This window comes from Thiolapillus sp. (genome assembly GCF_048562965.1).
Lineage (GTDB): Bacteria > Pseudomonadota > Gammaproteobacteria > Chromatiales > Chromatiaceae > Thiolapillus > Thiolapillus brandeum_A.
In genome coordinates this window covers 1-666 of the sequence record NZ_JBHNMF010001373.1, presented here as the reverse complement: position 1 = coordinate 666, position 666 = coordinate 1, and the positions used below count along the sequence as shown (strand labels likewise).

The 666-nt window shown below is 51.5% G+C and carries 2 protein-coding genes; one reads left to right on the top strand and one right to left on the bottom strand.

Annotated elements, in window-relative coordinates; translation table 11 throughout:
- Positions 1–181 (top strand): hypothetical protein (locus tag ACOCD2_RS24400; protein ID WP_293653799.1); only part of this gene is annotated, 181 nt, incomplete at its 5' end.
- Positions 182–459: 278 nt separating this feature from the next.
- Here ACOCD2_RS24400 and ACOCD2_RS24395 read toward each other — a convergent pair.
- The coding region (locus tag ACOCD2_RS24395) for an ATP-binding protein (protein ID WP_293650787.1) at positions 460–666 on the bottom strand (207 nt) is incomplete at its 5' end.

Sequence of the window (666 nt, the reverse complement as noted above, 5' to 3'; positions counted from 1 at the left end):
GGTGCACGCCTACCATGCCTATACATCAGAACCACTGAAACGATTGATCCGTTTTCACGCGGCCTTGGGTGGCAGCGTCATTCTCCTGTCTGCCACACTTACCCGCAAGCAGCGGACTGACGTGTTCCCCACACCCGTGGGGATGAACCGGCCGATGTCGTTGACCCACGCTTTGCACTGATATCTTGACCGGTTTGGCGACAATTATGATGGCCGGTTGAGTATGGGGAAAGATTATGATTTTTCTTGATTACCCACCATCTTCAGCCGCCAGGCAGCCCAATTTAGTCGCGTCCAACCCCGCCGACATAGGCAAACCTGGATTCTTAATGATGCAAACCAAGGTTGATTTTGACCAAATTTGGCAATGTAAAGAAGCTACACGTTGAAACAACCAGTGCAACCCATTGTTTTTACGTCAATTACTGATTAATCGGGATAGCTGAAATTGGTGGGCAATCAAGTGATTTTTTTCTGGTGTTTTCTCCTGTAACTGTCGCCATCGATTTCAAGAATCGTGGCATGGTGAATAATTCTGTCGATGGCGGCCGCTGACAGCCATGGAGAGCGAAGCGAAGGCAGGTAGTCCCCAGCAGCCGCGAGGCCGCACTGTTTTCCCGGCGCGCCTTGCGCCAGAGGGAAAACAAAGTAGGCCTCCGAACGCGG